Origin of the sequence: Acinetobacter sp. HZNU-JH01 (assembly GCF_037996845.1) — a bacterium.
Taxonomy (GTDB): Bacteria; Pseudomonadota; Gammaproteobacteria; order Pseudomonadales; family Moraxellaceae; genus Acinetobacter; species Acinetobacter haemolyticus.
In genome coordinates, this window is sequence record NZ_JBBMZX010000002.1 from 1 (window position 1) to 24,160 (window position 24,160).

Consider the following 24,160-nt stretch of genomic DNA (forward strand, 5'->3'; position numbering starts at 1 on the left):
ATGAAAAAGAATAATCCATCCAAATTTATCGACTTCACAAGAGGTAGTGAAATTTGGACACACCAGTTAAAAATGTTTTTAACTGGAATCTCAAATGTTTTGATTTTAGCTTTATTCCTAACTATCTCAGTGATGGGATTATTTTTATATTTAAAACTAGATAATCGTCATTTCTATGCTTTAAAAACGGAAATGGAAATTGTCTATAAGCAATCTCTTAATGTACCTAATCAAGAGATTGAACTTATGATAAATAATGAACCAACAAAGCTAACAATGGAACAAGCTGAACAGGTAATTCAGCCTTATGTTAATACTTTTTGGTGGGCAGTAAAACGATCACTTTTGATAGGGATGATATTCAGTTTTGCTATCGTTGGTGGGTTAATTTGGTACTGGTACTCTTATGGTCGAAAGATTATGGAAGATGAACAATTAAGGGGAGCTAAGCTAGTTGAAAAAGAAAAGTTAATTGAACTAATTCATAACAATAAAGATGCCAGCCCTTATAAGATTGCTGGTGTGCCAATGCGTAAGGGAACTGAGGGTACTAACGTTTGTTTTGTTGGTGCGCCATTTTCAGGTAAATCACAAGCTATACGTGCTTTATTAGCACAGATTAGAGGACGAGGAAAAAAAGTAATCTGTTATGATCCTAGTGGAGAATTTACACAAGAATTTTATCGAGAGGGTAAGGATATTATTCTTAATCCGTTTGATGAAAGAAGTCCACAATGGAATGTTTGGAATGAAGTAGAAGAGGATCATCACATAGATTCTATTGGAGACGCTTTAATTCCTATTACACCTAACGGTGATCAATTTTTCCCACCAGCTGCACGTAGATTAATAGCTGACGTTATACGTGTTCTTGGTCAAAACGAAAACACCAAAACCAATAAACATTTATACGAATCTATTTCGCTTGCTACATTGCAAGAACTACATGAAATGTTAGCTGGAACTTCTGGTGCAACGTATGTTGATCCAAAGACAGAAAAGACTGGCGTTAACATCAAAATGCAAATTTTGAACTATCTAACACCTTTCAGATATTTAAAAGATGAGGGTGAAAAATTTTCTATTCGTAACTGGATTCATGAAGAGGATGATAGCTGGATTTTCATCACGACAAAGGAGGAGCAAAAAGAAGCTATTAAGCCCATTATTTCACTTTGGATAAGTACAGCAATCAAGGCAACAATGTCGCTTCCAGCGATCCATAGAGAGCGTATGTGGCTATGTATTGATGAAATGCCAACATTACAAAAAATGGATGATTTAGTCTTGTCTCTTACAAATACACGTAAGTATGGTTTGTGTCATATTATCGGGCTTCAAGACTTTAGCCAATGTGATAATACTTATGGTAAAGACGTTACCAGTACAATCATTTCTACACTCCAAACCAAATTGATTTTGCGTGTTACTGATAGTGTTTCAGCTGAACGTTTATCAAAAATTATTGGTCAGATGGAGGTTGATGAAAAGAATATGTCTAGGAGTATGGGGGTTCAGGATAATCGTGATGGTGATAGCTTTTATAGCCAACGTAAGGAGAGAAATATCGTCATGCCATCCGAGATCATGGATTTACCAAATTTGGTTGGATATTTAAAAATTGTAGGGAACTATCCTGTAGCAAAAGTAACAACAAAGTATGTTCCATTTGCTAATAATGCCATTCCATTTATTCCAAGAAAAAAATCAATCAATATTGAACTTATAGAGGAATTAACAAATAAGGATACTAGAGCTGTTATTGACTCTTTGACGCATAAAAGTAAAGAGATTGAAAACGCAAATGAAATTGTTAATTCTACAGTGAATGATATTGAAAATCAGGCAGTGGAAGATCAGGTTGAAATTGATAATACAATTGGTAATCTTGAACATGATACTGCTGATAACATTGATTCATTAGCGTCAAAAACTGAGCCAGTTGAAGTTGCGGAAGATGCAAATAAATTTGCTGAAAAAGATGTTAAATCTGAGCCTAAAGAAGCTGAAAATGATTCACTATTAGAACAAGGGGAAAATGATTCCAAAGATCAAGGTGAAAAGAAAACTTATCAAACAAGTTTTTTTGACAATATGGATGACTTAACTGGAAGTAAATAATTATGATGAGTATGACCACTTTAAAGTCTGCTTCACAGGCTTCAACTTATTATTCAAAAGATAACTACTACACTAAAGAGGAAACACCTGAAAGCCTAGAGAAAGCTGGTTGGTATGGCAAGGGCGCAGCTGTTTTAGGTTTGGATGGAGAGAATTTTGACCCTGAAAAATTTAAGTCTTTATTGGAGGGAGAAATTGATGATAATAAGAAAATTGGTCGTACTGTTTATGATGAAAATGGGGTTGCGGTAACGCAACACAGACCAGGGGTAGATTTAACTTTTTCTGCCCCTAAATCTGTTTCAATTCTTTCTGAGGTTTTTAAGAATGATGATGTTAGAAAAGCTCATGAAGATGCCGTTAAATCAACGTTAGATTTAGTAGAAAAAAAATATGCTCAGACCAGAGTTAGTATTGATGGTTCAATGCAAAGAGAGGATACAGAAAATCTAATTGTTGCATTATTTTCACATAACAATAGTCGTGAACTTGATCCACAGACTCATACCCATGCAGTAGTAATGAATGCAACACTGAATAGTAAAGGTGAATGGACTGCATTAACCAATGAAGAGATATATCAAAATCAAAAGTTGGTAGGGGCAATTTATAATTCAGAACTGGCGAGTAACTTAAAAGATTTAGGTTTAGATTTAGAGTTTAAACCTAATGGAAATTTTGAAATTTCAGGAATATCTCAAGACGTTATTGATGAGTTTTCTCAACGAAGAATGGCAATGATTGAAAGCGCAGAAGCTAAAGGAATTGATCTTTCTACAGCTTCCGCAAGTATGCGTGAAGTAATTGCATTAGATACAAGAAAAACTAAAAAGAACGTTACACAAGAAAGTTTGGATAATGACTGGAAAGAAAGAGCTGATTCATATGGCTTAACAAAGGAATATGTTGAAAGCCTTTTTTCAAAAGATAATGTAAGAGAAAAAGAAAAATCTGATCCTGACAGCAAGCAACCTGGCAATGGTAATAAACAGCCTGAGAGTGGTACACAACAACCTGAGCATGGTGATAAACAGCCTGGGAGTGGTACACAACAACCTGAGCATGGTGATAAACAGCCTGAGAGTGGTACACAACAACCTGAGCATGGTGATAAACAGCCTGGGAGTGGTACACAACAACCTGAGCATGGTGATAAACAGCCTGGGAGTGGTAAAGGAGAATCTGCACCTGGTAGTAATCAACCTGGCAACGGGAAAGAACAGCCTGAGCGCAATAAAAGTAAAACGATTGAACAGGATGGACAGGACACAACAGAAACAAAAAGCTGGCTAGACAGGTTATGGAATTTTTTAAAAAGAGACCAGCCGAAACAGAAACCAAATAATACGAATAAGGAGAAAAACCAAACAGCTGAACCAATAAAAGAATGGGATGGATTGTCCGAAAAAGAAAAGGCATTGAGAGAAGCTGTATTCTATTCAGTAGGTCATCATACTGAAAGAGAAATGATGATTAAACGTGGTGATATTGAAGCTACGGCCTTGGATAAAGCTGAGGGATTGTTTACATACAAGGATGTGGAAAATGAAGTAAATCGCTTAATAAAATCTAATATTCTAGTAGCAACAAAAACAGGAAAGATTACTACCCAAAGACTAGCACATAGTGAAATATGGTCAATTGACCATGTTAGGGAAGAGCGAAAGTCAGTCGATAAAATATTAGATTCTGATGTAATTAAATCTGAAATTGCAGAGAGGGAAGCATTACAAAAATTTAAATATACAGAGGGGCAAAGGGATGCAATTGAAAGCATTTTCACTACAGATAGTCGTTACCATTCTGTGAATGGTTTAGCTGGAACAGGTAAGACTACAATGTTAACGGCATTAAATAAGATTGCTGAAAAACAAGGGTTCATTGTTAAAGGCATGGCTGGATCAGGAACAGCTGCTAAGAATCTCGAACTTGAAACAGGCATCCCATCATCTACGAATGCGATGTTCCAGCTGAATGAAAGCAAATTGCAAAATGATTTAGCTAAAACTAATGGGGCGGTAAGTAGGAAGAATGAAATTTGGGTAGTGGATGAGTCTAGTATTACTGGTCAGGAAAACTTTGCTGAGATCATGAAATTAGCAAAATCAGCAGATGCAAGAATAGTATTTTTAGGGGATAAGCTACAGCTTCAAGCAATTGATGCTGGTAAACCATTTGAGATTTTACAGAAAGAAATGTCATTCTCTTCAATGGAAAATATTAACCGGCAAAAAACTAAGGAGCTTAAGGATGTTGTTGCGGTTATTACTGCGAAGAACTCCAAAGGTGAAATTGCATTATCTGAGAATGAAAAGGCATTCGATCTACTGGATCAACAAGGTCGAGTAATGCAGGTTAATCAAGAGGACTTACATCATGAGCTGATTGATGAATACATGAGTCATGATCAATCCAAACGTGACAATAGCTTAATCATAACCCCATTCAATAGCGATAGAAAAATCTTAAATGAAATGGTTAGAGAACAGCGTTTAAAAAAAGGAGAGTTAACAGGGGAGGAATTAGAGTTTTCTACATACTCGAATAAGAATTTAACGAAAGCTCAGCAAAGTGAAATTATTGAATATAAGGCTGGTGATGTTATTAGATTTAATAAAACTTATAGTCCAGAGGGAAAGACATTTAAAAAGGATGAATATTACACTGTAGTTGATACTTATAAAAATACCAAGGGTAAACGAGAACAGGGTTTAAAACTCAAAGATAAGGATGGTGTTATTCAAGATTGGAATAGTAAAAATAAAAATTTAATTGAAGTTTACGAAAAAGAAGAAAAAAAATTATTAAAGGGTGATCTAATAAAAATTAATAGAACAAATGGTAATTTTAAAAATGGTGAGAAGTATACGTTTAAAGGAATTGAGGGAAATGAAGTCTTATTAACTAATGAAAAAAATGAAGAGCACAGAATGCCATTGAATGAGTTTAAGCATTGGGATCATGGCTATGCAACGACAATATATTCGAGTCAGGGCTTGACGAAAGAGAATGTTTTTATGTTAATTAATAGTAGCACTCTATCCAATGCTAAAAATGACGAAAAGGCAGCCAAAAATTTAGGTAAAATCTTTGGAAATAGAGCGTTCTATGTGGGCGTGACACGTGCATCTAAAGAATTAAAGATATACACTCACGACAAAAATGTAGCACGAATGGCTGTGGGTTATTCACAAGACAAAACAAGTTTTGCCCAAGAAACTCAATATGGGAAAGATGAAAATCAATTTGAAAACAATAAAGGGTTTGACATGGAACATTGATGCAATTTGAAACTTATTGAGTACCTAAAAATCTAAAGACTGTAATATAAAAATATAGCTATAATGTTATATAAATGACTATGGTTGTTGATGTTTTAGGGGAGTGGGGCAAATGGGCGAAGTAGTGGTTGAAAAAGGCATAATGAGTAATGTTAGTGCAAAATTATACGATGAGAAAAGGACAGTTGATACTCTGTACATAGAGCCTGAGTTAAAGAAATTTGCTACTTCATTGGGGAAGAGAACTAATCTATCTCTAACTTATGTTGTATCAAGAATTATCGAATTTTGTGTAGAAAATAAATCAAGTATCTATGTTGATGAGAACCAACTTGAAAATAAAATTTCAAAGACTGGTTTAAAAACTACTGTCAGGGTAAAAAAGAATGTTTATTCAAGTTTTACTCGATTGGTTGAGCAATTGGGAAAGCAATTGGATCGAGAAGTCAGTAGGTCAGCTTACTTAAACATGGTTTTAAGGAAGATGTATGAGAAGCAAGAGCCGGACAATGAATTTAGCGCAAAACTCTTAGAACAAGTATTGATCATATAATTAATAAAATATTTAGCCCATAGAGGGCTTTTTTTTTGTCTAAAGATTTATTTTTCTGTTTAAAAAAAGTAAAATGCTGAAAAATAGAGTTGACGGTTCTGTCTATTTTTGAAAATAAATGCGATTTATAAAATATTGTTAATAAAAATAAAAAATGAATAAAAAAATAACTTTTAAAAACAACGATGTATAAATTTCTGATTAAAAATAATTCTAAACGTCACTTTGACAGCCAAAAAGAAAACAGTGATAATTATTGAACAGTTAAAAGGTGTGACTTTTCTCTTGGATTGTTTCACTTGTCAAAAAATACAAAAAGTGGATAATCCATCACATTTTTGTGTAATTGACTTGTTAATGAAATGTAAAGGGGAGTGAGGGTGAAAATCTCTAATTTTAAAGAGATTTAAAAAGTAAAAAATTTACCCATAACAAAACTAATTTAATGGAGTTCTTGATGGGTTTAGCGACCAAGACTCTCTCTCAAATTGAGGGTGATATAAAGCGCACTGTATCAAGCATTCAAGTTTTATTAGCCATATCAGTAATTGGCTGTTCTCAACAACTCAACTCAAATTCAGGTGGGTGCAGTCAAAAAAACAATAATCTTCCGGATTATTGATTTTGGTGTGTTAAGCCCTGGTCACAAAAAAATTGGGGCATTTCTTAAAAACCAGGTTGAAAGGAGTTCCTCATGGAATTGGCGTTACAGACCCCATCACAAAAGATGGATCAAATCATGGTACGTGTTCGTCCATTGCTTCGCACAGTTTTATTAGTGCTTGCTGTACTTGCAATGGGAACAATGTTGGCAATGTTTGCAGAAGCAGCGTCAACAACAGCTAAAGAGTTCGATGCATCGGCTACCAAGGTTGAAGCATGGATCAAAGGTAACTTAGGTAAAACGATTATCTTGGGTGGTTTGATCTTCTCATTAGCGGCATTTGCTTGGACACGTGACTTTAAATTGTTGTTCCTACCATTAATTGCAGCTGTAGTTATTGGTGTTGTGATCGGGATTATTAACTCGTCATTTACGGCAGTTATCTAATTCTAATTAACTAAAAAAAAGAAAGGTGATGTATGAACGATGATCTACAACATTATGTGCCGACCAAACTGGACGATCCTGGCAAGTTTCTGATCTTTGATCAAAGCGTAGCAATCCTGGCATTGATGTTATTCATTGCTGGATATTGGGTAAATCATCCGTTTATAGGTTTGGTTGTAGGTATTGGCTTGGCCTATTGGTTCAATAAGGTTAAAGCTGGTTATCACATCGGTTTCGTACAACACCTTTTTTACTGGATTTCGGGTACTCCAAAACTGGATGAACTGCCCGAATCAGGTAATAGGTACTTCTTTGGATAAACTTTTGTCGAAGATTTTTCTTCTATTTAATAAGCAGTTTTACCAAGACCGTATAAGACAATGTTTTTTATAAAGAAAATATTGTTCTATACGGTCTAATTTTTTGGACTTCACTTTGACAGCCAAAAAGGAAAAAGTGATAATTATTAGGTGCTTTGAACCTCATTTGAGCTTTGAATATGAATGTTTTTAAAGAACTAAACTTACAGACTGAGACCAAGAAAATATTTGGTGCAATTGTGTTGGTGATGGGTGGTTTCGGCATTCAGGCAGTTCATGCCGAGTGCTGGGATGAAGCAGCTGCTATGTATGGTCATGATCCCTACTTGTTGAAAGCAATTGGCTGGAAAGAAAGCAGAGGGCATGTTGGGGCAGTTGGCTCATTGCTACGTGATGGAAATAGAGCATTAGGGTTGATGCAGATAAACACGATCCATTTGCCAGCTTTAAGCAAGCAAGGAATAACTAGGACTGATCTATTTGACCCATGTACATCACAAAAAGTCGGTGCTTGGGTTTTGGCAGATTGTCTAAAAAAGAAAGGTGAAGTATGGGCAGCGGTTGGTTGTTATTACGGTGGCCCAGCATCTAAAGCTTATACCGCTATGAGGAACTATGCGAAAGACGTAAGGCGTTATTACGAGGGCTATAAGCGTAAAGCTGGACTGCCTATTACCTATCAGCCTTTGCTTGGTTATCAACAACCAGCAACCTTACCAAGTCCTTTATCGAGTAAGAATCAACAGGTTTCTTATAAGAATCAAGAAGAAAAGAAATCAACCAGTTTCAAAATAATCCAGTTCTAATCGACCCAAGGAGGTGATGGAAGATGAAGTTAAAAAACATATTCATAGTTGCTGTATGTTGCGTTACCGCAACAACAGCAATGGCAACTGAACCCAATAAGTCTAAAAAGGAAAAGGCACAACCAATGAGTGAACCTAATCCAGTTCAGGCTTATGTAAACGTTGTACCTCAAGGTGGAGAGGGGCGTGATACATCCTTCATCCTTTGTGAGCATTCACAAAAAGGTTGCGAGAAGCCGGTTCGGACAAAAAAGCATTTGGCAGTATCCAACAACTCAACTCAAATTCAGGTGGGTACTGCCAAAAAAAACAATAATCTTCCGGATTATTGATTTTGGTGTGTTCTGCCTTAGTCACATATAAAAAAATTGGGGCATTTCTTAAAAAAACAAGTTAAAGGAGTTCCACATGGAATTAGCGTTACAGACCCCATCACAAAAGATGGATCAAATCATGGTACGTGTTCGTCCATTGCTTCGCACAGTTTTATTAGTGCTTGCTGTACTTGCAATGGGAACAATGTTGGCAATGTTTGCAGAAGCAGCGTCAACAACAGCTAAAGAGTTCGATGCATCGGCTACCAAGGTTGAAGCATGGATCAAAGGTAACTTAGGTAAAACGATTGTATTAGGTGGTTTGATCTTCTCATTAGCGGCATTTGCTTGGACACGTGACTTTAAATTGTTGTTCCTACCATTAATTGCAGCTGTAGTTATTGGTGTTGTGATCGGGATTATTAACTCGTCATTTACGGCAGTTATCTAATTCTAATTAACTAAAAAAAAGAAAGGTGATGTATGAACGATGATCTACAACATTATGTGCCGACCAAACTGGACGATCCTGGCAAGTTTCTGATCTTTGATCAAAGCGTAGCAATCCTGGCATTGATGTTATTCATTGCTGGATATTGGGTAAATCATCCGTTTATAGGTTTGGTTGTAGGTATTGGCTTGGCCTATTGGTTCAATAAGGTTAAAGCTGGTTATCACATCGGTTTCGTACAACACCTTTTTTACTGGATTTCGGGTACTCCAAAACTGGATGAACTGCCCGAATCAGGTAATAGATTTTTCTTTGGGTGAGAACTAGATGCGTAGACAAAATGGTGAAAAAACAATAGGGGAGTTAAGTGCTGATAGGCGAGCAAGTAGATTATTTTCGTTAATTATGAGTGTTTCCAATATCGGTCTGATCGGGCTATTGGGTTATGTGCTCATGAATCAAACAGTAATTATTATGCCATCACAGCAGTCAGCTCAATATTCAATCGGTAATGATCAGGCCAATAAAGAATATTTTATCGACATCACAAGAGACAATCTCAATCTTTTATACAACGTAACTCCTATCAATGTTGATGAAAATTTTGGGAAGTTGCTAGAGGGTGTTTTACCTGAACATCAGAAAGATATGAAAAATTATCTTGATAAAGCAGCAGAACAAATCAAACGTGATCAGGTAACTCAGGTTTGGTCAACCACTGGTATGTATGAATTTTTCCCAAGTGAAAAGGCAGTAATCGCAACTGGTGTAACAAAAACATATTTAGCAGACAAACTCGTTACATCCAAAACTCAAAACATCCGTTTTGACTATGTGATGAAAAATGGTCGTTTGTATCCTAGAAATATAATGGAAGTTAAGCAGGATGAGACTCAGTAAATTCGCATTAATACCACTATTGCTATCAGTTAGTGGCTTTACATGCGCTGCTCAGCATGTAGATAAAGCTTACCTTGATAATGTCACTGTCAATGTATCTAGTACAGAACAAAACGTTTTAGCAGTAGATGGAAGAAAAATCACAAGTGTAATTCCCTCAATAGGGGATGCACTGGAATATCAAAAAGATGTTAGTCAGGGAGTGCTTTATTTCAAAGTAGCACCTTGGTATCAGAACCGCACAATTTCTGCATTTGTTAATGATGATCAAGGTACACGTTATAAGTTGGTTATGCGTCCAACCGCAAGTTTGGGTGCCGAAGAAGTTATCTTAATACCGCCAAAAGCAAGTGACTCAGCTGGGACTGATAAAGGGGCACAATCATTCTTACAGCAAATCAAAGAGCTGATTTATGTAATGGGTGATGATTCAGATGATCCTCAAGATGAATTAGCAATTTCAGGAATCAATCGGAGCTTTGTGAATCAACCAATTCCGTTGTGGAAAGAAGCAAATATGCTTTTTGTTGCACGTTATGATGGTGATGAATTATACGGTGAACATTACCAAGTTACGAATACTACAGCATCTAATTTAATCCTATTAGAGCAAGAGTTTTATCGTAAAAAAGTATTGGCTGTATCAATAGAGCACCTTAATTTGCTGCCTGGTCAAACTACCAATGTATATGTGGTTCGAGAGAGATAGGGAGTAGATTATGAGTGATGATATTGAATTAAACCCTAATGAGAAAAGAAAAAAGCAGCAGACCACTATTTTAGTTATAGGTGGAGTGCTCTTACTTGTAGCGATTATTGGTTCATTGTTTTTTTTAGGTGAAGCTCCACAAGAGCAATCTCCACAAGCTAAATCAGAACAGGTTCAGCTCACACCGCCTGGTGGGGTTGATGATAATGCTGCATTACGTTCAGGTTTGTCTCAAGAGCTTGCAACAACCAATGAACGATTATCAGGATTAGAAACTCAACTAAACAACCGTGATCAGGAAATTACAGGTTTAAAAGATGAGCTTAATGAGGTTAGCTCAAGAGCAAAAGAAGCCGAAAGACTAGCTAACGAAGCATCAAGAGCACCTAGAACAATAGCATCCCCAACAAACACAAACCCACCGACTAATACTTCATCTGCATTTGGAAGTATTCCACCTAATCGTCAGGGGTTGCATGGAAATTCAATCTTATCTGATCCAATGGGAACAACGGTTGATCCAGCTACAGGCCAGGTAATCCCTTTACCTAATAACGAAAATGTAGCAGCTGCAAAAGGCTTTGGAATTATTGACCTAACCCAAGGTGATACAAACCAAACAAGTAATACAGTTGCGTCAACGCAACCGAAAGCAAATAGCACATTCATAAGTGATGGTTCTTTTGTTCGTGTTGTGATGGTGACAGGGATTGATGCTCCAACTGGCGGCCAAGCCCAAAGCGATCCTTTACCAGTATTGTTTGAAACAGTTGGTAAGTTGGATATGCCAAACAATTACAAAGTGAACATTAAGGGATGTCGCTTCTTGGGTTATGCCTGGGGTTCATTGTCAACTGAGCGTGTCAATGCTCGTATTGAATCTGGCAGCTGTATTGTTAATGGCAAGTCAGTACAAGTGAATGTGAAAGGTGTGCTGGTTGGTGAAGATGGTAAACCAGGTATTCGTGGCAAGGTCGTTAGTAAGCAAGGGCAAGCATTAAGTGCAGCAGCTTTAGCAAGTGCATTAGAAGCAATTGGTGGCTTATATAGCAACACACAAGGAACAACAACAATGGGTGCCTTGGGTGTACAGCGAACTGTTAGCGGTCAAGACTTGAAAAACAGTGCCGTTGGTGGAGCGATTTCAGGCGCAGCTGAAAAACTATCAGACTTCTACCTAAGACGTGCTGAAGAGTTATTCCCTATTGTAGAGGTTCACGCAGGACGTGCAGTAGAGATATTGGTAACAAAAGGTGCTGAGGTTGAGGGTTTAAAACTTCATGGTTCAGCTGGAAGCAATAGAAATAAACGTACTTTATTGGATGATTAAAATGAAAAAATCAGCACTACTAATTTGTTTATTGGCCGTATGTAGTTTCAATGCAAATGCAAATGTTGCAAAAGCAACGGCTAATTTAAAAAAGACTTATCCAGCAACCACATTCAATAAGATCAATGAGACACCAATTAAGGGAATCTATGAAGTTGTGATGGGGCAGAATGTAGCTTATACGGATGAAAAAGGTCGCTATTTTATCTTTGGTAATCTTTATGATATGCATAGCCAAAAGGACATTACAGCAGAAGCGGACAACACAAGAAAAGTGTACTTCCCAAATGCTGAACAATTAAAAAATGCAATTAAAGAAGTGAAAGGAAATGGGCAACGTAAAGTTGTGGTTTTCTCTGATCCGGATTGCCCTTACTGTGCCCGTTTGGAACAAACCTTAATAGGGCTTGATAACGTCACAATCTACACTTTCCTTTATCCACTAGAGCAGCTGCATCCAACAGCGAAATCTACAGCTATTAATATTTGGTGCTCTGATAACCCAGTTAAAAGCATGAAAGATTATATGCTTGCAAAAATTAAGCCTGAGATCAAAACCTGTAAAAACCCGATAGATAGCAATATTGCGTTTGGCGCAGGTTTTGGTGTTCAGGGAACACCAAGTCTAATTTTTGAAGATGGCACCTTAATTCCTGGGGCTATGAGCCTAGAAGCAATAGAACAGCAATTGCAAAAATCTCATGACAAGGTGGTGAACAATGCGAATTAAATTATTAGCACTGTCATTAACAGTGGTTGGGCTGACAGGTTGTAATACATTGGATGGCCTAAATGCAAAGGGAAATTTTGATTGTAAAGCACCGGATGGAGTCATCTGTGACTCGATGACTGGTGTAATGGCAAATGCAAAAGCAAATAATCTGCCTGGTCAACAAGTAAGAAGATCAGAAAAAACACCAGCAAAAGGCAGCGAATATATAGCTGTCAGATCAAAACCTACAGCTTCCGTTTTACCAACGATGGAATATACCGGTGCGCCAATCTTAAGAAATCCAAAGACATTGCGTGTATGGGTGGCACCTTGGGAAAGTGCGGATAGAACTTTATTCGATCAACAGTTTTTTTACATCGTAATTGATAACTGGAAATGGAATATCGAACATAACAGTAGACGTGTTCGTATGGCCTATGCGCCTAGTTCTGCAAGTGATTATGTGGTTTCACCAAGTAGCTCAAGCTCAAATAGCCAGGATTCTTATAAATATAGAATTGATGGAGATAAAGCTATTCCTGATGAAAATGCACCTATCCCTGTAAATGGTGGAAAGGGTGAATCAATTAATCCTATGCCAGGAAAAAGAGATATTGATGCGAATGTGGCTAAAGAGCTGCAAAACATGAATGTTGATATTTCGCAGTTTACCAAACCTCTAGCAGCTGGGGGGCGTTAATACTATGTTGGATATAAGAGAAACACTAAAAAGATTTTGGAATGAGGCAGTTTTAGGTGAAACACCTGATTCTAAAAAGCCTTCTCCGGTAAAACTCTCTAATAAAATTTTAGAGTCATACGGAATGCACCAAATCTTTAAATACGATATGTATGATGAAGAGACTGGAATATTTATTAACGAGGGTACTTTAGGCTTTTGCCTAGAAGTTCTACCTCAGACTGGTGCAAATGAGGAAATGGTTAGCCGACTTTTAACCATGTTCACGCCTATTCCAGCTGAAACAGGTATTCAGATACAAATGTTTGGCAACACTGTATTTGATGGAATGATTGATCGCTACTATTACATTAGAGAACAAGCTAGACAAAAAGGTGATATTGATAGTTTTGGGATTGAGTTAGCAAAAAAACGTGTAGAAGCTGTATTTACTAAAAAAATTGGCGAACCTCTATACGGAGTTCAAGCTAATTTTTCTATTAAAAAACCAACTCTTGTTATTTCAGTAACAAGGGATGGGGATTTTAATAATAAGGAACAAGTCGAAAAAATGACTACTATGAAGCATTCTATGATGGCTTCATTACGTCAAGCTGAGCTTTTAGCATTCCACATGGATGTGACTGCTTTAATCACTCACCTAACAATTATCCTAAATCCTGAAATTCTATTCAAGAAAGATGCTCTACCTGTTATTGAATATGATGGGTACAAGCGAGTTAAAGAGCAAATTACCAAAATAGGGCATAGTGCAGAAGTCAGAAGAAAATCAATTGTATTTGGTGCTATTCCTGAAAAGGGTGAAGCCGATGAGCGCATTGCTATGCGACATTTTGGAATCACACGTTATCCAAAGAGAAAGCAGCTATGGGAAATGGGGGATATTATCGGGGCAATGTTCGATGATGCTCTACAATATCCTTGTCCGTATATTATCACATGCGGTATTTACACATTAGACGCAAACCAAACTGAAACGATGGCACGTGTTAAACAAGCACGTTCTAAACAGAATGCTCAGTCAAGTATGGCGAAATTTCAGCCTGAATATGCAGAAATTGCACAAGACTGGGATTCAGTGGTTTATCACACAAGTAATGGCGGTGCCATGTGTGAGATGTACCACATGATTACTCTAATAGCTCCTTTAGAAAAAATTGAAAGCTACACACAAGCAGCTGTAAACATTTGGTCGAGTAACAAATTCAATATTATTCCATTGGATTTTATACAACTGGCTTCTTTGTATGTTTCATGTCCAATGACATTAAGCAAAAGAACACGTGATGATCTAAAAAAATTAAAGATCATGACAACAAAGAGCACAATTAATGCAATTGATATGAGTCCTTTATTAGGTGAATGGCAAGGGGTAGGTGATCCTGTAGTTATGCTGTTCGGCCGTAAAGGAACTCCTTGTTTTATTGACTTTTATGCTAATACGGATGGTAACTATAACCTGTATGTTTGCGGTGTATCCGGAGCTGGTAAATCGGTTCTTCTACTTGAAATTCTTGCTGCATATAGAGCAGTAGGGGCACAACTATTTATCCTGGATGTTGGGCGTTCATTTAAAAACTTTGTTGATTTAGCGAAAGGCACCACATTTGACTTTAATAGTGGTAGACGCTTGTGTATGAATCCTTGGTCATGGATTCAAGTAGCAGAAACAGAAGAAGCAGATGGACTTAATACATTCCAGCAAGAACTTCGTATGTTGTTACCAATTTACGCAAAAATGGCATCACCAAAAGGTTCTTTGACACAATTCCAAGAAGCATTACTCAGTGAAGCTCTAACAGCAACTTGGGAAAAATTTGGGAATCAGAACAATGTAGATAATGTTCAAGCGTATCTACTACAGATTAAGGATGAAACAGGTCAAAACGTTGACCGTATTGCATTTGAGCTTGGTAAGCAGCTACAGCCATTTACTACAAAAGGCATGTACGGAGTGTATTTTAACGGTGAAGCAAATATCTCATTTGATAATGATGTTATTTACTTAGAGCTTGAAGAACTCAAAGATGCCCCTGCTTTACGTGCAGTAGTGATGTTCTGTGTAACAAGCAGAATTATGAAAGAAATGTACTTATCACGTGACCGTAAAAAGCTATGTTTCATTGATGAAGCTTGGCAATTGTTGGGTGATGATGCTGAAACTGCAAAGTTTATTGAAGAGGGCTACCGAAGAGCACGTAAGTATAACGGTATTTTTGGAATCGGTACTCAGGGTATTGATGACGCATTTAAAAATGAAGCTTCACGTGCTGCATATACGAACGCTGACTGGAAAATATTCTTACGTCAGGATGAAAAAAACTTCCAAGAACTGATTGACTCTAAAAAAGTTAGTTTCTCGCCATACATGCAAAGAACCATTAAATCATTGCGTAAGGTAAATGGTATGTATGCAGAAATGATCATTAGTTCGCCAAGGGGTGAGCACCTATTACGTCATATTCCTGATGATTTCTCATTAGCAATGGCTTCAACAAACGCCAAAGACTACACACGCCTGGATCAATTAATGAAAGAGGGCAAAACAACGATTCAAGCTATCGAAATTTTACTTGCAGAAAAAGAAACTGAGAAATATGGGAGAAGTGCATGAGTGATCAATTGCTACAAGAGCAAGCTCAGGAAGAAGTGAAAACTGTAGAGCCAAAAAAAGAAAGTCAAAAAACAAGGAATGATAAATCAGGCGATAAATGGTTAAACATCACAAAATTTGTCATGGCAACGGCATTTATATCGTCACTTATCACTATTCCTGGCTTGTACATTGTCAAACAAGGTCAAACCAAAATTGGTGTGGTGGATGTTCAAGCTCTAATTATGGAGCATGAAAAGAAAGTGACTCAACAGCTGTATGCAAACCAAGGGGCATATCAAAGCAATGAATCAGCAGCTTTAAATAGCGGTGTCGTAGAGGAACAGACAAAACAATTTGTTCAACGAATGGAATCATCCATTGATGAAATAAACAAAGATTGTGGTTGTGTATTGATTAATAAAGCAGCGTTGCTAACTCAAACAGGTAACGTTTCTGATTACACGCAAACGGTTAGAGAAGCATTAGCAAAATGAAACTGAATCGAACCAATGTAATAAATACGATTTTCTACTTTTTTATTTTGTTGCTGGCTCTAGCTGTCATGGTCGCTATTAGTAATCGCTGGTTTATTTATAACATCAACGTAACACATAGTTTGAATGGCCTGGTTTATGCGATCCATAAGGGAGCAAAGGTCGAAAAAGGAAATTATGTTGGTTTTCGCTGGAAAGGTGATCAGTTTTATAAGCAAGGTTCAATTTTTGTGAAAATTGTCTCAGGTGTGCCAGGTGATGAAATTAAGGTTGAGGGAAGAAAGGTCTTTGTAAACGATAAGTTTATTGGCATTGCAAAGGAAAAATCAAATGAGGGTATGCCACTTGAAGCAATAAAACCTACTGTTATTAAAGAGGGAGAAATTTTTGTTAGTACACCGGCCAAAGATGGCTATGACAGTAGATATGCAAGAGTTGGGTTAATTAAAGACAAACAAATTTTAGGAAAAGCTTATGAAATTTTTTAAAGGGCTTGGAGTAAGTTTACTTGCTTTTAGTTGCGTTACCGCAACACTAGCAGCGGACTTAGGTAAACATGGCGAAGTATATAAGATCGAGGAAAAGAATGCCTTAGATGCCATTTATGAAAAACTCAAAACAATGGAAAAATCAGGCGAACTAGCAAAAAAGAAGAAAGAAGCTATCGACCGTTCTATGCATTCAGCGAAGAACCCTAAACCAGTTGTGGGGATCGTAACTGCAACTCAGAAACGTGTTTTTAAATTTGACCCAAGCATGGTTTTGAGCAACAACATAACCACAGATGAGGGGCATATTATTGCTTTAGCAGGCACAAGAATTAATCCATTAGACACCATTACCATGTCACGTACATTGGTATTTTTTGATGGAACTAAACAAGATCAAGTTAATGCAGTTGAGCAACTAATTAAAGTTTATGACCGAAAAATCACACCTGTTCTTGTAAATGGAACCTGGCTTGAATTAACAAAAAAATGGAAACGCCAGGTTTATTTTGACCAAGCCGGTTATATGACAACAAGATTTGGGATCAAAGCAGTACCAGCAATAGTACGTCAAAGTGGCAAGGTTTTAGAGGTCACAGAAATGCCAGCACAGGAGCTTAAGCCATGATGAAAAAATTTATCTTAGCGTTTATTTTGATATTCAGCTCATTAGCAGTGTTGGCAGAAGAAAATAACAATGGTAACAGCGCATCTAATATTAAATGCGCTGGAGAATTTGCAAATCCATTAACAGATATTTGCTGGAGCTGTATTTTTCCTCTTTCAATCGGTGGACTGGAGCTATGGAGTGGTGGACAAGAAGATATTAAAAACCCACCCGATGTTTTGTGTAGCTGTATTGATGACCTCATGTTTTTGGGGATTACACTAGGATATTGGGAGCCAGCTCGAAGAGTTGATGTTACACGTACACCATATTGCTTTGTCAGTCTTGGAACTGAAATTGATGTAGGGGGAGCTGCACCAGAGGGTGAAGTAAGACTTTATGATAGTGATAATACACGTAGCTCTTTCTACCAAGCTCATTGGTATTCAGATCCAATTTTATATTGGTTAGAAGTAATGTATGAGCATCCTTGTTTAGAAACAGGGAAACTAGACATTGCATACATGACAGAACTTGATCCTTTATGGAATGATGATGAGCTATCAGCAATTTTAGCCCCTGAATCAAACTTGGTTGCAAACCCACTTGCTCAAGCTGCCTGTGCTGGTGACTGTGTTCTTGCTTCAAATGGATTCGGTACAAATGCATTATTTTGGTGTGCCGGTTGTCAAGGAAGTATTTATCCATTTACAGGAAATGTGGGATACCACGTCAGTCATATTCAGGCAAGTTCTCTCATTGCACAACGTTTAGCTGCAAAGATGCACCGCCAGTTCTTAACCTGGGGAACACATGGTTCACAAGGTTTATGCGGTGTATATCCACTGCCTGTTATGGATAAAACAGCATACAAATATCAAATGCTTTACCCACGACCTCAAACTGACAAGATCGGTGGTAAATGCTGCCAACCGTTCGGACGTACAACAGTTAAGTGGGGAGCTGGCCGTTCATATCCAGTTAAAGGTGAACATTTCTCTTATGAAATGTTTAGAAAGAAAAATTGCTGTGTCGGCATCATCACATATAAATAATAGGTGTTCACATGAAAAAAACTACATTTTTGGCAGCATTACTTATTGGTTTAGTTGGGCAAAGTGCTCACTCAAATTACTATGTAGATGAAGCAGATATTAAAAAGAACATGCTCAATCCAAATGTGTTTAATGAAGATAATGCAAATTGGAAAAAAGCGCAGGAAAAGGCAAAGGAACAACGACAGGCTTTCGATAAAGTACAACTTCCGGAAAGAAATAGTTTCCCGAATGTACAGGTAGGAAAGTTCAGTAATATTGATGTTCAAAAAATTGCTGAACGTTATAAAAAACGTGTGGATGAAGAAAAGAAAACAGTAAGCGGTGTAATTGCTTTTGTCAGTTTTTCGATGCCTGATGATTCGATTAAAAAGATCATTGCGGATACGTTAAAAGTAAATGGAACGGTTCTTTTTATTGGGTTCAAAAATAACGAGTTCAAAGAAACAGCAAAAGAAATCAGACGTTTGGATATTCGCAAGGGCAATATTCAAATTAACCCTAATGCTTTTAAACAATACAAAATAGACGTGGTGCCAAGCATTGTTTTAGTAAAGGCCAAAGCAGAAGAGCGTATTGATGAAGAGGGATGTGTTCTGCCTGAGAATTACTCAAAAGTAACAGGTGATGTATCCCTTGAATATGCCTTGGAATTGATGGCAAAAAATGAAACAGCTGATCTTAAGAGCCTTGCAAATGAGTATCTAAATCAGGCGAGAAGAGGGAAAACGTATGAATAAGTTTTTTCTGCCATTTATGGCAATGCTTCTAAGCACGAATATTTATGCAAACACTTCTCAAGGCCAACAGTTAGGATTAGAAGCTGGTAATCAGGGGTTGAGTGGGGCATCCAGTGCCGTGAATAAGGGTAATGGTAGCCAATGGCTTCCAGGATACTCAGAAAAGGCAAAAGAAGAGGGCTATTATCAAGGGGGCATGGGTAATGTTAATCAAAGTGGTGCTGATAAATATGCTCGATGTGCAAATGCCAATACTGTCTTAACGGCTGATGAGAAAATTGAATGTGATGCGATTAATTTCGTCAATAAAAATCCACGTTCAAGAAAGCTGTATGAAGTTGATCCGAAAAAAGACCCAGTAATCAAAAGTAGTAATGAGATCAAAAATAATACTTTTGAATCATTTAAGAACAATCAAACGTGTTTTCAAAAAACAGTAAAAACTAATCCTGTTTATGAGGAGCAAGTTTGTACTCAAGGCGTTGCATTGTCAGAGCAACAATGTTTCGAGCAAACTGTGAATGATGTATGTCCTGTTTCAATTGATGGAAACACGTGTAATGGTGAAACTGGAATTGAGCGTGGTGCTCTAACAACAAGCGGAGATCATAATTCATATATAAAGTATGAGGGTAATACACTAAAACTAGGACTAGGATATAGATCAAAAAATGCAATAGGTTCAGCAACATCAACATTTAGAGTGACTATTAGAAATCGAGCAAAATTAAACAATATCAAATTGCTCAGTAGTTATTACGATGATGCTTATGTACTAAAAATCAATGGTGTCGAAGCTCTTGCAGTCAATATGGGGGGAGGAAGTGACGGTTCAACAGACCACTCTTCAAATCAGGAGTTAGGACAGTATTTTGTAGAGGGTGAAAATAAAATTGAGCTAACTGTATATAACAACGTTAGGAACTCACCTTATTTCGCTGATCTGATCATAAGTGTTCCAATGTATTGTGAGTGTACAACCAAAAAAACAAATACATGCAGCGAAGATGTTCTAAAAAATGCAAATTGTGGCATCAAAGACAGTGTATGTGTTGAGCAAGACTGGAAAGGAAACTGTATTAAAAAACAGATTAACTACCTGTGCAAGAACACAATGTACACACAGAAAAAGCAGAGTTGCCAAACACAGACTCAAATGCAATGTAAGAATCCTTCAGGTGTCTTAAGAGACAAGACAACGTGTGACCAGGGGATTGATTACGATACGTTGCAAATGACTCAAAATGATGGGAACGGTAGCTTTAATAAGCTTCCTGCATCGTTCACTGTAAGTACAAGTGGTGATGATGGGAGAAGAGGTTCTAGCAAACGCAATTATGTTGTGACCTTTAACATAAAGGACGTTAACTCAACAAAAATGTTCTTAAAACAAGTTCACTATGACAATAGAGGAATTGTTTATGTAAACGGTACAGAAGTTTTTAACAGAGCTACTGGATCGAATCAGACTGACAACGTAAATATTGATCTAAAACCTTATTTGAATGTGGGTTCAAATACGATCAGATTGTATATAGACAACTGGGCTGGGCCTTGGTCGGGATCAATTAATGTGGAAACGAATTATCAATGTTCATGCCAGGAGCAAAAAATTGATACATGCAGTACCAATAGTTCATGTAAGTTAATTTCAGAGACATGCTCAGATGATTCAACAAAAATTATTAATGGCGTGATGGTTAAAGGTTGCTGGAATACAACTAAAAATTATAGCTGTGAAGCAAATGGAACAACTGTATCAGATTGTCGTCCTTTGCTAGAGCGAGGATGTTCACAGATCGGCAGTGTTTGCACCAGTAAAGATGCCAATGGAACATGCCTAACTTATAGTCAAAAGTATCAATGTGAAAAGACACCAGCTAAAGAAGAAGAGCAAACAATATGTGTTGATGCTGATTGTGTTGATGGTAAATGTTTAGAAAAAGCAGCTGATCAAAAGGATGCTGACTTTGCTCAGGCCGTTACTATGATGGAAGCAGCACGTGAAGCTGGTGTTTATATGGAAAAAGACTATAAAAACACATTGCGCTTATTTGTTGGTGAAGAAAATAAATGCACAGTTAAGTTACTTGCTGGAAGCAACATTATGAGTTGCTGTAAAGAGGTAAAAATTGATGCAAGTTCAGCAACAAATAAAAACTCCGGTAGTACAGCAACAGGCGCATTTGGTAATGATCCAAATGCACCAACTCAACAGACACAAGGTTCAAGTTATCAGTATGACGATGTGTATAACGATGACAAAACAATTAAACAATTACAGTCGCAACTTACTTTCGGTTGGTTGGAGTGTTCTGAGGGTGAACGAGAATTAGGTATTAAACGTGGTAGCAGTTTATGTACACATGCAAGAACCTGGTGTTCAAAGAAAGACCCAATTTTCGGATCATGCCTGGAAGAAAGTCGGGCGTGGTGTTGTTTTAAATCCATCCTTGCAAAAATTATTAACCGCCAAGGTCGAGAACAGTTGGGTTTATCACTTGAGACCTGTGAGGGTATCAAGATTGAGGAATTGCAGCGTTTAGATTTTTCCAAAATGGATATGACTGAATTTAAAAATTCAATTACACCAGCCAATATGAATTTGGATCAACGTGTAAAAGAATTGCGTGACCAAGTGACAAAGCGTTCAGTTGGGGGGTACTACAATGATGCTGAATAAAATGAAATATCTTTCCTTACTAATTTTGGCATTGGCTGGAACAGAGGTAAGAGCTGAAAAATCGGTGTTTGATTACGATTCAATTTGGAAATGTGACCAAGCAAAACGCAATTGGTATTGTGATGAAGAAGAAAAGAAATCAACACCAGCTCAGCGACCTGAGCAAAAACCAGTTGCGGCACCGCAACAGTTACCCCAATTGAAAGACCTAAGCAAGATAAAAACAGCAGAAGAGCTTAGACAGGAACTCAAAGTTCGAGAGGACATTGCTGTCATGGCTCCTACTGAGAAGAACATTAAAAACTATCTTGATGCTTGGCACATGACAATGGATAAGGGCACCGTGTTTGCAGATCAGTGGCGTAGAGTCGTATGGAAAAATCCGGAATACGATTATTCATTAAAGAACCCTGTAAACAGTACGGCAGTTAGAACCAATAATCAGGCCAAAGACCAAAATAGAACGAACTATATGCGAGAAATCGCTAAAGAGCATGGGCTGATTTTCTTCTTTAGAAGTGACTGTCCTTATTGCCACCAGTATGCACCAACTCTAAAAATGCTTTCGGAAATGTATGGCATCGAAATATTGGGAGTATCTATTGATGGCGGTGGATTGCCTGATTTTCCTAACCCTAGGGATGGTAGAGCAGTTGCTCAGAAATGGGGGATTGAAAAGGTGCCAGCAACATTTATTGCATCTAAGAAAACCGGAGAACATGCCCCTGTAGGCTTTGGAGTCATGTCACTTCAAGAAGTTATCGAACGTATTTGGACTTTAACCAACACTCAACCTGGACAAGATTTTTAAGGTGAAAATATGAATAAGAAAATAAAAGCCCTGATCTTGGGTATTGCTTTAGGTAGCGCATCGGTGAGTGTGAATAGCTCACAGTCTATGGGTGATGTATTTGACCAAATAAACGCCTATGGAAACATAGGCGGTGGAACTGCAATTGAGGGGCAGACCATGAACTACTATAGCGGTGGTTCTGCATTTGTCCGCATCCCTAAGAATACATACAACCTTGCTAGTTTAACTCCACCCTCAGTTAGTGCGGGTTGTGGTGGTATTGATTTGTACACTGGTGGATTCAGCTTTATCAATAAAGAACAGTTTGTTGCAATGGCGAAAAATATTGGCTCAAACGCATTGGGATATGGTTTTAAATTAGCGATTCAAAACCTATGTCCAACGTGTGATAACGTCATGCAAGCTTTACAAGCGACAACCCAAGCGGTCAATAGAATGAATATTGATAGTTGTGAAGCTGCAAAAGGTGTTGTGAATGCTACAACAGCACAGCTCGACCTGAAAGGTCGAGAACAGTCAGCAATCAACTTTGGTACATTTAAAAATATCTTCTCAGATGTAACTGATGCCTGGGGAGGAATTAAAGGGAATGCTGGGAAAACTGAACAAGTCAATCAAAACTTACAACAAAATGACCCAAACATTAAAGATCATACTCCGGCCAATGGAAATTTAACCTGGAAAGCGTTAAGTCGTGCTGGCTTAACTACTACAGAAAAACAGATGATCATGGGTATGATCGGAACGGTCGCTATTACCAAGGATTCAAATAACAACAATATTGTTAAACCATACGCTAGACGAGTGAACAATATTACTGACTTTATTGGAAAGCCTGGTGAAACAAGCGTTAAATTACCTGTTTGGGCTTGTGCAAATGGTACAGGGGTTGACCAGTGTACAGAACTAACCGCAGCGGAACAAAACAGTACAAGCTTCTACTGGATGGTTAAGCTGAAACTGGATGGTTTAATCAATGCAATTGCAAATAGACAAAATATAGCCAACTCACAAGAACTTATTGATTTTGTGAATGTTACTGATATTCCAGTCTACAAGCTTGTTGCTGTAAATACACGTTATGGCAATGGTGATGCTGCTCGTTTTGCATTGAATAATTATTATGAGTTATTGGCCGCAAAATATGCTCAAGCATATGTTGAAATGGTGGCTCGTGATGTTAATGCTGCCTTAGACAACTATCTAGCTGGTACTCAAAGTGAATTGTATTCTCAGGAACTAAAACGCCTGAAAGAAGAAATCATTCAATTAAGAGCGGAAATCAACACTTCTATTTCAACAACATATCAGCGGACTAATGTTGCTTATAACATTGCTATGGAAGTAAACCAAATGGAGAGAACATTACATTCTAATATGTCTCAATCTCTTCGCCAGTCAGTTAATTTTGCAAACTCCTTGCAACAGTAAGGAT

Annotated in this window: 23 protein-coding genes; all 23 read left to right on the forward strand. The window is 37.5% G+C overall.

Going from position 1 to position 24,160, the window contains the following annotated elements:
• Positions 1-2,121: type IV secretion system DNA-binding domain-containing protein (locus AAC851_RS15455; RefSeq protein ID WP_340601051.1), on the forward strand; the 2,121-nt coding region annotated here is incomplete at its 5' end.
• A 2-nt stretch (positions 2,122-2,123) separates the two neighbouring features.
• Positions 2,124-5,402: a MobF family relaxase gene (gene mobF / locus AAC851_RS15460; protein ID WP_340601052.1), complete on the forward strand. Its 3,279-nt coding sequence runs from the start codon at positions 2,124-2,126 to the stop codon at positions 5,400-5,402.
• A 112-nt stretch (positions 5,403-5,514) separates the two neighbouring features.
• Positions 5,515-5,955 (forward strand): hypothetical protein, encoded by a 441-nt coding sequence (locus tag AAC851_RS15465; protein ID WP_340601053.1) that lies wholly within the window; start codon positions 5,515-5,517, stop codon positions 5,953-5,955.
• A gap of 694 nt (positions 5,956-6,649) precedes the next feature.
• On the forward strand, positions 6,650-7,006 hold the full coding sequence (locus AAC851_RS15470; RefSeq protein WP_340601054.1) for a hypothetical protein: 357 nt from the start codon (positions 6,650-6,652) through the stop codon (positions 7,004-7,006).
• Between the two features lie 32 nt (positions 7,007-7,038).
• Positions 7,039-7,326 (forward strand): type IV conjugative transfer system protein TraL, encoded by a 288-nt coding sequence (traL, locus tag AAC851_RS15475; RefSeq protein ID WP_059273195.1) that lies wholly within the window; start codon positions 7,039-7,041, stop codon positions 7,324-7,326.
• 179 nt (positions 7,327-7,505) lie between these two features.
• Positions 7,506-8,132: a lytic transglycosylase domain-containing protein gene (locus AAC851_RS15480; RefSeq protein ID WP_340601055.1), complete on the forward strand. Its 627-nt coding sequence runs from the start codon at positions 7,506-7,508 to the stop codon at positions 8,130-8,132.
• Between the two features lie 23 nt (positions 8,133-8,155).
• On the forward strand, positions 8,156-8,464 hold the full coding sequence (locus AAC851_RS15485) for a hypothetical protein (RefSeq protein ID WP_059273193.1): 309 nt from the start codon (positions 8,156-8,158) through the stop codon (positions 8,462-8,464).
• A 76-nt stretch (positions 8,465-8,540) separates the two neighbouring features.
• Entirely contained in the window at positions 8,541-8,897 is a 357-nt protein-coding gene (locus tag AAC851_RS15490; RefSeq protein ID WP_340601056.1) for a hypothetical protein, read from the forward strand.
• A gap of 32 nt (positions 8,898-8,929) precedes the next feature.
• Positions 8,930-9,217, forward strand: coding sequence for a type IV conjugative transfer system protein TraL (gene traL / locus AAC851_RS15495; protein ID WP_059273191.1), 288 nt, complete (start codon positions 8,930-8,932; stop codon positions 9,215-9,217).
• Between the two features lie 7 nt (positions 9,218-9,224).
• Positions 9,225-9,797 (forward strand): TraE/TraK family type IV conjugative transfer system protein, encoded by a 573-nt coding sequence (locus tag AAC851_RS15500; protein ID WP_340601057.1) that lies wholly within the window; start codon positions 9,225-9,227, stop codon positions 9,795-9,797.
• Positions 9,784-10,506: a TraK domain-containing protein gene (locus AAC851_RS15505; RefSeq protein WP_340601058.1), complete on the forward strand. Its 723-nt coding sequence runs from the start codon at positions 9,784-9,786 to the stop codon at positions 10,504-10,506. Before AAC851_RS15500 ends, AAC851_RS15505 begins: the two co-directional genes overlap by 14 nt.
• Before the next feature lie 10 nt (positions 10,507-10,516).
• Complete coding sequence (locus tag AAC851_RS15510; protein WP_340601059.1) at positions 10,517-11,836, forward strand: TrbI/VirB10 family protein; 1,320 nt, start codon at positions 10,517-10,519, stop codon at positions 11,834-11,836.
• Between the two features lies 1 nt (position 11,837).
• Complete coding sequence (locus AAC851_RS15515) at positions 11,838-12,566, forward strand: DsbC family protein (RefSeq protein ID WP_340601060.1); 729 nt, start codon at positions 11,838-11,840, stop codon at positions 12,564-12,566.
• Positions 12,556-13,248, forward strand: coding sequence for a type IV conjugative transfer system lipoprotein TraV (traV, locus tag AAC851_RS15520; RefSeq protein WP_340601061.1), 693 nt, complete (start codon positions 12,556-12,558; stop codon positions 13,246-13,248). The genes AAC851_RS15515 and traV overlap by 11 nt, the downstream gene beginning before the upstream one ends.
• Positions 13,249-13,252: 4 nt before the next feature.
• The gene (gene traC / locus AAC851_RS15525) at positions 13,253-15,862 is read left to right on the forward strand and encodes a type IV secretion system protein TraC (protein ID WP_340601062.1); all 2,610 of its coding nucleotides are present in this window, start codon (positions 13,253-13,255) and stop codon (positions 15,860-15,862) included.
• Positions 15,859-16,338, forward strand: coding sequence for a hypothetical protein (locus AAC851_RS15530; protein ID WP_340601063.1), 480 nt, complete (start codon positions 15,859-15,861; stop codon positions 16,336-16,338). Before traC ends, AAC851_RS15530 begins: the two co-directional genes overlap by 4 nt.
• Entirely contained in the window at positions 16,335-16,826 is a 492-nt protein-coding gene (locus AAC851_RS15535) for a S26 family signal peptidase (RefSeq protein WP_340601064.1), read from the forward strand. Before AAC851_RS15530 ends, AAC851_RS15535 begins: the two co-directional genes overlap by 4 nt.
• Complete coding sequence (traW, locus tag AAC851_RS15540) at positions 16,813-17,454, forward strand: type-F conjugative transfer system protein TraW (protein WP_340601065.1); 642 nt, start codon at positions 16,813-16,815, stop codon at positions 17,452-17,454. Before AAC851_RS15535 ends, traW begins: the two co-directional genes overlap by 14 nt.
• On the forward strand, positions 17,451-18,488 hold the full coding sequence (gene traU, locus AAC851_RS15545; RefSeq protein ID WP_340601066.1) for a conjugal transfer pilus assembly protein TraU: 1,038 nt from the start codon (positions 17,451-17,453) through the stop codon (positions 18,486-18,488). The genes traW and traU overlap by 4 nt, the downstream gene beginning before the upstream one ends.
• Positions 18,489-18,499: 11 nt before the next feature.
• Complete coding sequence (gene trbC, locus AAC851_RS15550; protein WP_340601067.1) at positions 18,500-19,228, forward strand: type-F conjugative transfer system pilin assembly protein TrbC; 729 nt, start codon at positions 18,500-18,502, stop codon at positions 19,226-19,228.
• Between the two features lie 118 nt (positions 19,229-19,346).
• Positions 19,347-21,911 (forward strand): conjugal transfer protein TraN, encoded by a 2,565-nt coding sequence (gene traN / locus AAC851_RS15555; protein WP_340601068.1) that lies wholly within the window; start codon positions 19,347-19,349, stop codon positions 21,909-21,911.
• Complete coding sequence (locus tag AAC851_RS15560) at positions 21,898-22,722, forward strand: conjugal transfer protein TraF (protein WP_340601069.1); 825 nt, start codon at positions 21,898-21,900, stop codon at positions 22,720-22,722. Before traN ends, AAC851_RS15560 begins: the two co-directional genes overlap by 14 nt.
• Before the next feature lie 9 nt (positions 22,723-22,731).
• Positions 22,732-24,156 (forward strand): conjugal transfer protein TraH, encoded by a 1,425-nt coding sequence (locus AAC851_RS15565; RefSeq protein ID WP_340601070.1) that lies wholly within the window; start codon positions 22,732-22,734, stop codon positions 24,154-24,156.
• Positions 24,157-24,160 lie beyond the last annotated feature (4 nt).